Genomic DNA, 7,435 nt, shown 5'->3' on the forward strand with positions numbered 1-7,435 from the left:
CGATCGTGCCGATGTTCACGTGCGGCTTCGTGCGTTCGAACTTTTCCTTGGCCATGGCCAAACTCCTGTGGCCCGGGTCCGGAGCGGAGGGGCGCTTGTGCTCAGTTCAATAAACCTGGAGCGGGTAGACGGGATCGAACCGACATCCTCAGCTTGGAAGGCTGCTGCACTACCATTGTGCTATACCCGCACGAAGAATGCGGTTGCACCGCCCTTCGATTTGAAGAGCGACGATTCCGCACCCGATACCTTCATTGGACTCCGTCCCAGGGCATTGAAGGCGCGTGGTGGGGGAAGCAGGACTCGAACCTGCGAAGCTTACGCAGCGGATTTACAGTCCGCCCCCTTTGCCGCTCGGGACATTCCCCCAGCGCGCCTTATGTCAATGCCGGTCTGGAAACGCCGGAAACAATCTTTCGATCATTTCGCGACGAAAGCCTTCGCTGTCGGGCGACGCCTGCAGTAGAGGAAGCGCCTGAACCGAAAGCCCTGGGGCCCAAATCGGAGGCCGTCTTATAGTGTCGTCATTTCGAGAACGCAACGACCGGAAAACCGGTAAAAAACAATCTTTCCAAAAGAGGGGGGAAGGCCGTCTGGATCGGCCTCAAACGCCCGCCACGCAAGGACGCGGCGGGAACGATAACGAGCGTAAAACAGCCCGTTCACGCCCGGACGCCGATAATTTTCTTTGGGGACGTCATCCGGTTTTGGCCGCTTTGGCGAATCCCGCGCGTCGCGGAAGCGGCCGTCTGATGGTCACGGAAGACCGCGCCGAAGAGATTCAGCGCGAGAATCTGGCGAACGGCCACCGAATCGAAGTGATCGATTCTGTCGCCCTGGGCCGGATGCTGCCTGCCGGCGCCGTGCACCAGGGCATGGCCTTCAAGGTCCAGCCGCTGGAAGGCGTCGCTCTGGAAGACCTGGCCGAACCGGCCGAGGGGGTCATCGTCATGCTGGATCAGCTGACCGATCCTCAGAACGTCGGCGCCATCTTCCGCTCGGCCCTTGCCTTCGGCGCGCGCGGCATTGTGGTGCAGGACCGTCACTCCCCCGCCCTCGCCGGCGCCTTGGCCAAGGCCTCGGCCGGCGCGACCGAGCGCCTGCCCTGCGCTCGCGTGACGAATCTCAGCCGCGCGCTGGAGAAGCTGGCCGACCACGGCTGGCGCGCCATCGGCATGGACGGCGAATCGGAGCTGACGCTGGAACAGGCGCTGGACGCCCGCCCGACCGTCATCGTCATGGGCTCGGAAGGCGACGGCGTGCGTCGTCTGGTGGCGGAACACTGCGAAGCTATGGCCCGCATCCCCATGCCCGGCGGCTTCGAAAGCCTGAATGTCTCCAATGCGGCCGCCATCGCCCTGTATGAAGCCGCTCGCGCCCAAGGACGCGCGAGCTAGCAACAGGTTTCCCGCGTCAACTCGTCCCTGCGACGTCTTGGCGCGGGTTCGGCTGGGCTTTAAGAGTCCGGCATGGACTTCCTCTCAAATCCCGAACTGATCAGTCAGGCCTCCGCCCTGGGCAAGGTGCTGATGATCGACCTGGTCCTGGCCGGCGACAACGCCGTCGCCGTGGGCCTCGCCGCCGCCGCCCTGCCCCAGGAACAACGCCGCAAGGCCATCCTGATCGGCCTGGCCGCCGCCGTCGTCATGCGCATCGGCCTGGCGCTCATCACCGTCCAGCTTCTGGCCATCGTCGGCCTGTTGCTGGCGGGCGGCTTCCTGCTTCTGTGGGTGTGCTGGAAGATGTGGCGCGAGCTGCGCGAGCAGGCCACCCACGACCAGGCCGAGGCCGAGGCCGAGATCGAACGGGCCATGGCCATCGAACACGGCGGCGGCCCCTCGCCCGAGGAACTGGGTCTGAAGCGCAAGACCTTCGGCGCCGCCCTGATCCAGATCATGATCGCCGACCTGACCATGAGCCTGGACAACGTCCTGGCCGTCGCCGGCGCCAGCCACGACCATCCGTGGATCATGGTCTTCGGCCTGATCCTGTCGATCGCCCTGATGGGTCTGGCCGCCAGCTTCATCGCCAAGCTGCTGAACCGCTATCGCTGGATCGCCTATGTCGGTCTGGTCATCGTCCTCTACGTCGCCCTGCATATGATCTGGGACGGCGGGCGTTCGGTCATCGTGCGCACCGGCCATGCGGATCAGTTCAACGCCTCGGCCCCCGCCTTCCTCGACATCGGCGCCGAGGAACAGGCCAAGCACATGAAACACGCCAGCGCGGGCAGCAAGCACGCCACCCCCGCCGGACTGCCCGGCGCACGGGAACAGAGAACGGCGCCGCCAGAGGCGGTCGCGACACCCGCCAGCTAAACAGACGAACCAGAGGCCCGGAGCGATCCGGGCCTTTTCACGTCCAGTAAGAGCTAGAGACCGCGCAGCCAGCCGGTGACGGACAGGCGCTGCGCACCCGCCGACAGGGCCACCTGGGTCACCGAGTGCGGCGCGGGCACCCGCAGCAGGCTCAGCGTATTGAAGCGCGGGGTGAAGGCCTCGGCCACATTGCCGTCGTCACCATGGAAGGCCAGCAGCCCGCCCCAGTCGATCCGCCAACCCGGCGTCAGCCCCAGAACATAGGCGAAGTAGCGCTGCTTGCCGTCGGCGCTGTCGTCGTGCTGATTCAGGAAGTGGGCCGGACGAAAGCGCGTCAGCTGAGCGTCGGCCATGGCGATCGCCGACTGCCCGGTCAGGTCGCGCATCAGGCCCAGGAAGGCCTCGCCATTGAGGAAGGCCACCAGTTCCGACCAGACCGCCTCGGCCTGTCCCGCCTGATCCAGGTCATAGATCGGATGGTTGTCGAACAGGTACTGGAACCCGTCCGTGGCCGAGGCCTGGACCCGTTCGCCCAGGGCCTGTTTCTGCGTGGGTTCCAGGCTGGCCAGCCAGGCGGCAGGCAGGTCGATGTGACCATCGCCCCTGCGCGTCACCGTGTTGAACGGAGCCTTGGCGGCGCGGGCGGCCAAATGGTCCGCATAGGCCCCGCTCAGCAGATCGGCGACCTGCGCCCGCCCGGTCGCCGCCAGCCGATCCCGGATCGACTGGCGTTCCGCGTCCGACTGGAAAGCGAGTTCCGGCCTCACTCGGCGCCGCCGAAGCGTTCGGTCCATTCGGCGACCTGGGCGTCCTCGATCTTGGCGAACAGGACGGCGGGGGCGGCGACCGTCTGACCGGCGGGCACCAGGGTCAGCAGGTTTTCGTCCGCGCTCGGCCAGGACAGGTCGGTCGCGCTGACCGTGGCGCCGATGCGCTCGGCGCTGCCCGGCATGAAGGGCACGGTGATGCGGGCGAACAGGGCAACCAGCGACAGGCCCGTGCGGACGACGACAGCGGCGCGGTCGCGGTCCGTCTTCAGCGCCGTCCAGGGGGCGGCTTCCTGCAGGTATTCGTTGCCCATGACCCAAAGAGCGCGCGCGGCCTGGGCCGCCTTGCGGAACTCCATGGCCTCGAACTCGGCTGTCAGGGTTTCCAGACCGGCCTTGATGTCGGCGGCCAGCTTGGCTTCCAGCGGACCGGCCTCGCCGCCCTCGGGCACGACGCCGTCGAACTTGGATTCGGTGAACTTGACGATCCGGTTGACGAAATTACCCAGCACGTCGGCCAGATCCTTGTTCGTCGTCGACTGGAACTGCTCCCAGGTGAAGGCCGCGTCGGAATGCTCCGGGCCATAGGCCGTCAGGTGCCAGCGCCAGTAGTCGGCGGGCAGCAGTTCCAGCGCCTGATCCATGAAGACGCCCCGGCCCATGCTGGTCGAGAACTTGCCGCCGTACCAGTTCAGCCAGTTGAAGGCCTTGAGCTGATCGACCGTCTTCCACGGTTCGCCCGAGCCGATGATGGTGGCGGGGAAACTGACGGTGTGGAAGGCGACGTTGTCCTTGCCCATGAACTGGACGTAGCGCACGTCGTCCGCGCCCTCGTCCAGACGCCACCACGAGCGCCAGTTTCCGCCCGAAGCTTCAGCCCATTCCTCGGTCGCGCCGATGTACTCGATGGGAGCGTCGAACCAGACGTAGAAGACCTTGCCCTCCATGCCCGGACGCGGACCGCCGTCGGGACCGACGACGGGCACGCCCCATTTCAGGTCGCGGGTGATGCCGCGATCGATCAGGCCCTCGTCCAGATGCTTATAGGCGATGGAGCGGGCCAGCGGCTGCCACTGGGGCGAACGGGCGTCGACCCAGCCGCGCACTTCGTCAGCGATCTTGGTTTGCAGCAGATAGAGGTGGCGCGTGTCGCGGACCTCAAGGTTGCGGCTGCCCGAGACCGCCGAATAGGGATTGATCAGATCGGTCGGGTCCAGCAAGCGGCCGCAGTTGTCGCACTGGTCGCCGCGCGCCTTTTCATAGGCGCAGTGCGGGCAGGTGCCCTCGACGTAACGGTCGGGCAGGAAGCGGGCGTCGTCGATCGAATAGATCATCCGGTCGACGCGCTCCTCGATCAGGCCGCGCTCTTCCAGCACCTTGGCGAAGTGCTGGGTCAGGCGGGTGTTCGGGGCGTTGGAGCTGCGGCCGAAGATGTCGAACGACAGGCTGAAGGCGTCGGCGGCTTTCTTCTGGACCTCGTGCTGCTCGTCGCAATAGGTGCGCACGTCCTGACCGGCGGCGGCGGCGGCCAGCTCGGCCGGGGTGCCGTGCTCGTCGGTGGCGCAGACATAGAGGACGTCGTGGCCACGCCCGCGCATGAACCGCGCCCAGACATCGGCGGGCAACATGGACCCGGCCAGATTCCCAAGGTGCTTGATGCCGTTGATGTAGGGCAGCGCCGAGGTGATGAGGATGCGGGCCATGGTCGTCCAGTCTGCGGGAGGAAGCAGAGGGATATAGAGGGCGAAACCCGAGGCGTCACCTGCTTCGCCTCTCCCTCCCCTTCATGGGGAGGGTGGCTGAGGTCGTCAGACCGAAGCCGGGTGGGGGCGGCGAGGCAAATCATCCGCCGCGCCCCTCTATCACCGCGCCCTCCCCACCCGGTCGCTGCGCGACCACCCTCCCCATGAAGGGGAGGGAGAAAGCAGGATCAGGCTGGCAGCCGCCGCGCGATCCGCACGAACCGCCCGGTCAGCAGCGCCCCCGAGATCAGGCTGGCGACAATCACCGACCAGACCAGGCCGTCCACGCCGATCCGATGCGCCAGGAACCAGCCCAGCGGGATCATGATCAGCCCATAGGACAACAGGTGCATCAGCGTCGGCCACACCACGTCGCCCGCCGCGCGGTTGGCCTGGGCGGCGACCACCTGCTGGGCGTCGGCGACGAAGAACAGCGTGGCGAGCGCCAGGGCCGGCGCCGCGATGGCCAGGATCGCCGGGTCGGTCGTATATGCGCTGACCACCAGGGGCGCGGTCAGCCACAGGCCGATGGCGATGATGAAGGCCAGCACCGTCACCACGCCGACGCCCGCCAGGCCGCCTCGCATCACGCCCGCCTTGTCCCCGCTGCCGTAGCTGCGCCCCACCAGCACCGCCGTCGCGGACGACAGGCCCATGGGCACCATGAAGACGATGGCGGAGACGTTGATGACCACGGCCCAGCTGGCGGTCTCGGCGGCGCCCAGCTGCCCCGCGAACAGGGTCATGGCCGCAAAGGCCCCGACCTCGATGAAGTTGGACGCGCCCGCGCCAAGGCCGACCTTGACCTGCTGGCTCTCGACCGCCTTGTCGCGCTTGGGCTTCTTGAACACGCCCCAGGCGCGCGCCTCAGGCAGGCGCAGGATGAAGATCACCAGGAAGATCGCCAGCGCCATACGCGCGCCGAACGTCGCCCAGGACGAGGCCACCGCGCCGTCCAGACCAATGCCCAGGATATCCGGCACCAGCAACAGATTCAGGCCGAGGTTGACCGCATTGGCCACCCACATGGCGACCATGCCCGCCTTGGGCCGATGCAGCCCTTCAAGGAAGAACAGGGCGCAGATCGAAATCAGATAGGCCGGCATCGACAGGGCGAAGACCATCAAGGCAGGCGTCGCGCCCTCGCCCAGGCCGTCCTCCAGCCCCATGTGCACCAGGCCGAACGGCCCCAGCAGCAGCAGGCCGATCATGGCGACAAAGCCGATCTGCAGGGCGTAGGTCATGCCGCGTCGCAGGACGGCGCCGACCTCGTCGCCGCGTCCCTCGCCCAGCAGGCGGGCGGTGATGACCTGGACCCCCATCATCAGGCCGACCGCCGTGGTCAGCACGACCGAGGACGGCGCCCAGGCCAGGGAGTGATAGGCCAGCTCGCGGCTGGCGTAGTGGCCGACGACGATGGCGTCGGTCAGGCCCATGGTCATGATGCCCAGCCGCGCCAGCACGACCGGCCAGGCCAGCTTCAGCAGCTCGGTCAGGGTGGCGCGATTATGGAAGCTGAACAGGGACTGGACCATCGGAGGCCGCAACAGCCACGCGCGCAGGCGCGGGTCAAACGATTTTACGTGCGTTTCAGGCGCCTACCAGGCGCCCAGCTCGCGCAGCTCGCGCGCCAGGTCAGGCGGCAGGTCCGTCGGCTCGGCCACGGACAGGTCCGGCGGCACGTCCTTGTCGAAATAGCGCCAGCCCTGGAAGGGCCGCCGGGCCAGGGGCGCAGTGCGGATGACCTGACTGTCCAGCTTGATCTCGCAGCGGCTGGCCTTGCCCTCGCCTATGGTCGTGATCTCGAGGATGCGCTGGCGGCAGGTCACGGAGCCTTTCATGACCCAGTACAGCGAGCCGCCATCCTCGATCTCGGCCGCGCGCTTGGGCGTCATGCGGGTGTGGACGACGCGCCAGTCGGACCGGGCCGCGTTCGCTTCCAGCGTCTCGACCTCGGCCACGCCGACGCAGAGCTTGATCATGTGCAGGGGCATAAGGCCCAACTAGTCATCCGAGGCCGCGAAGGCCAGCCCGACTCAGGGCTCGCGATCCAGTTGGGTGAAGATTTCCTGCCCCTTGGCGATCAGTTCCTGTCCGCATCGCTGGCTGTGCGAACGCACCTGCTGAACCGGGGTGGAGTCCGTATATTCCAGCATCCGCCCGATCCAGTTCCGCGCCGGATCGCGGCCTTCCAGCCGGCCCAGATAATACATCATGCCGCCCGTGTACTGCTGCTTGACGGCGTCCGTGGCGGCGGGATCGTCGATCGCCACCGCCAGCAGGCCCATGCACTGCAGATCCGCCGCCGATTCCGTCGGCATGTCGCCCAGGTCGGCGCCCAGAAGCGCCGTCGCCATCATCGCCACAACGATCATTCGTCCGCGCCCTCGGCCTTCACTACAGCCAGCACCGCGCCGTCCGTGACCTGATCGCCGACCGCGACGTTGAACTCGGCCACCACGCCGTCGAAGGGCGCGGTCAGGGCGTGTTCCATCTTCATGGCTTCCAGCACCACGACCGGCTGTCCCTTGGCTACCTTGTCCCCGGCCTTGGCCGGCGCGGCGACGATCTTGCCCGGCATGGGCGCGCGCAGGCCGCCGTCTAAGGC

General features: G+C 67.1%; 8 protein-coding genes and 2 tRNA genes. 2 read left to right on the forward strand and 8 right to left on the reverse strand.

Annotation, left to right across the window (positions count from 1 at the left end; genetic code table 11):
- Positions 1-116 precede the first annotated feature (116 nt).
- Positions 117-190 (reverse strand) — tRNA-Gly (locus tag RT567_RS11430).
- Between the two features lie 95 nt (positions 191-285).
- Positions 286-369 (reverse strand) — tRNA-Tyr (locus tag RT567_RS11435).
- Between the two features lie 149 nt (positions 370-518).
- On the opposite strand from RT567_RS11435, the gene rlmB reads away from it, so the two are divergent.
- Both rlmB and RT567_RS11445 read left to right on the forward strand, forming a co-directional pair.
- Positions 519-1,397: a 23S rRNA (guanosine(2251)-2'-O)-methyltransferase RlmB gene (gene rlmB / locus RT567_RS11440; protein ID WP_313576478.1), complete on the forward strand. Its 879-nt coding sequence runs from the start codon at positions 519-521 to the stop codon at positions 1,395-1,397.
- Between the two features lie 72 nt (positions 1,398-1,469).
- Complete coding sequence (locus RT567_RS11445) at positions 1,470-2,318, forward strand: TerC family protein (RefSeq protein ID WP_313576479.1); 849 nt, start codon at positions 1,470-1,472, stop codon at positions 2,316-2,318.
- A 53-nt stretch (positions 2,319-2,371) separates the two neighbouring features.
- Here RT567_RS11445 and RT567_RS11450 read toward each other — a convergent pair whose 3' ends face one another.
- The 6 genes from RT567_RS11450 to RT567_RS11475 all read right to left on the reverse strand — a co-directional run.
- Positions 2,372-3,085, reverse strand: coding sequence for a 2OG-Fe(II) oxygenase family protein (locus RT567_RS11450; RefSeq protein WP_313576480.1), 714 nt, complete (start codon positions 3,083-3,085; stop codon positions 2,372-2,374).
- Positions 3,082-4,788: a methionine--tRNA ligase gene (gene metG, locus RT567_RS11455; protein WP_313576481.1), complete on the reverse strand. Its 1,707-nt coding sequence runs from the start codon at positions 4,786-4,788 to the stop codon at positions 3,082-3,084. Before metG ends, RT567_RS11450 begins: the two co-directional genes overlap by 4 nt.
- Before the next feature lie 227 nt (positions 4,789-5,015).
- Positions 5,016-6,362 (reverse strand): MATE family efflux transporter, encoded by a 1,347-nt coding sequence (locus RT567_RS11460; protein ID WP_313576482.1) that lies wholly within the window; start codon positions 6,360-6,362, stop codon positions 5,016-5,018.
- 63 nt (positions 6,363-6,425) lie between these two features.
- A complete protein-coding gene (locus RT567_RS11465) occupies positions 6,426-6,821 on the reverse strand; it encodes a DUF1489 domain-containing protein (RefSeq protein ID WP_313576485.1) in 396 nt (131 codons plus the stop codon).
- A 42-nt stretch (positions 6,822-6,863) separates the two neighbouring features.
- The gene (locus RT567_RS11470) at positions 6,864-7,202 is read right to left on the reverse strand and encodes a hypothetical protein (protein WP_313576483.1); all 339 of its coding nucleotides are present in this window, start codon (positions 7,200-7,202) and stop codon (positions 6,864-6,866) included.
- Positions 7,199-7,435: biotin/lipoyl-containing protein (locus tag RT567_RS11475; RefSeq protein WP_313576484.1), on the reverse strand; the 237-nt coding region annotated here is incomplete at its 5' end. The genes RT567_RS11475 and RT567_RS11470, both read right to left, overlap by 4 nt.

The sequence above is a fragment of the Brevundimonas sp. genome (assembly GCF_032107865.1).
Classification (GTDB): Bacteria; Pseudomonadota; Alphaproteobacteria; order Caulobacterales; family Caulobacteraceae; genus Brevundimonas.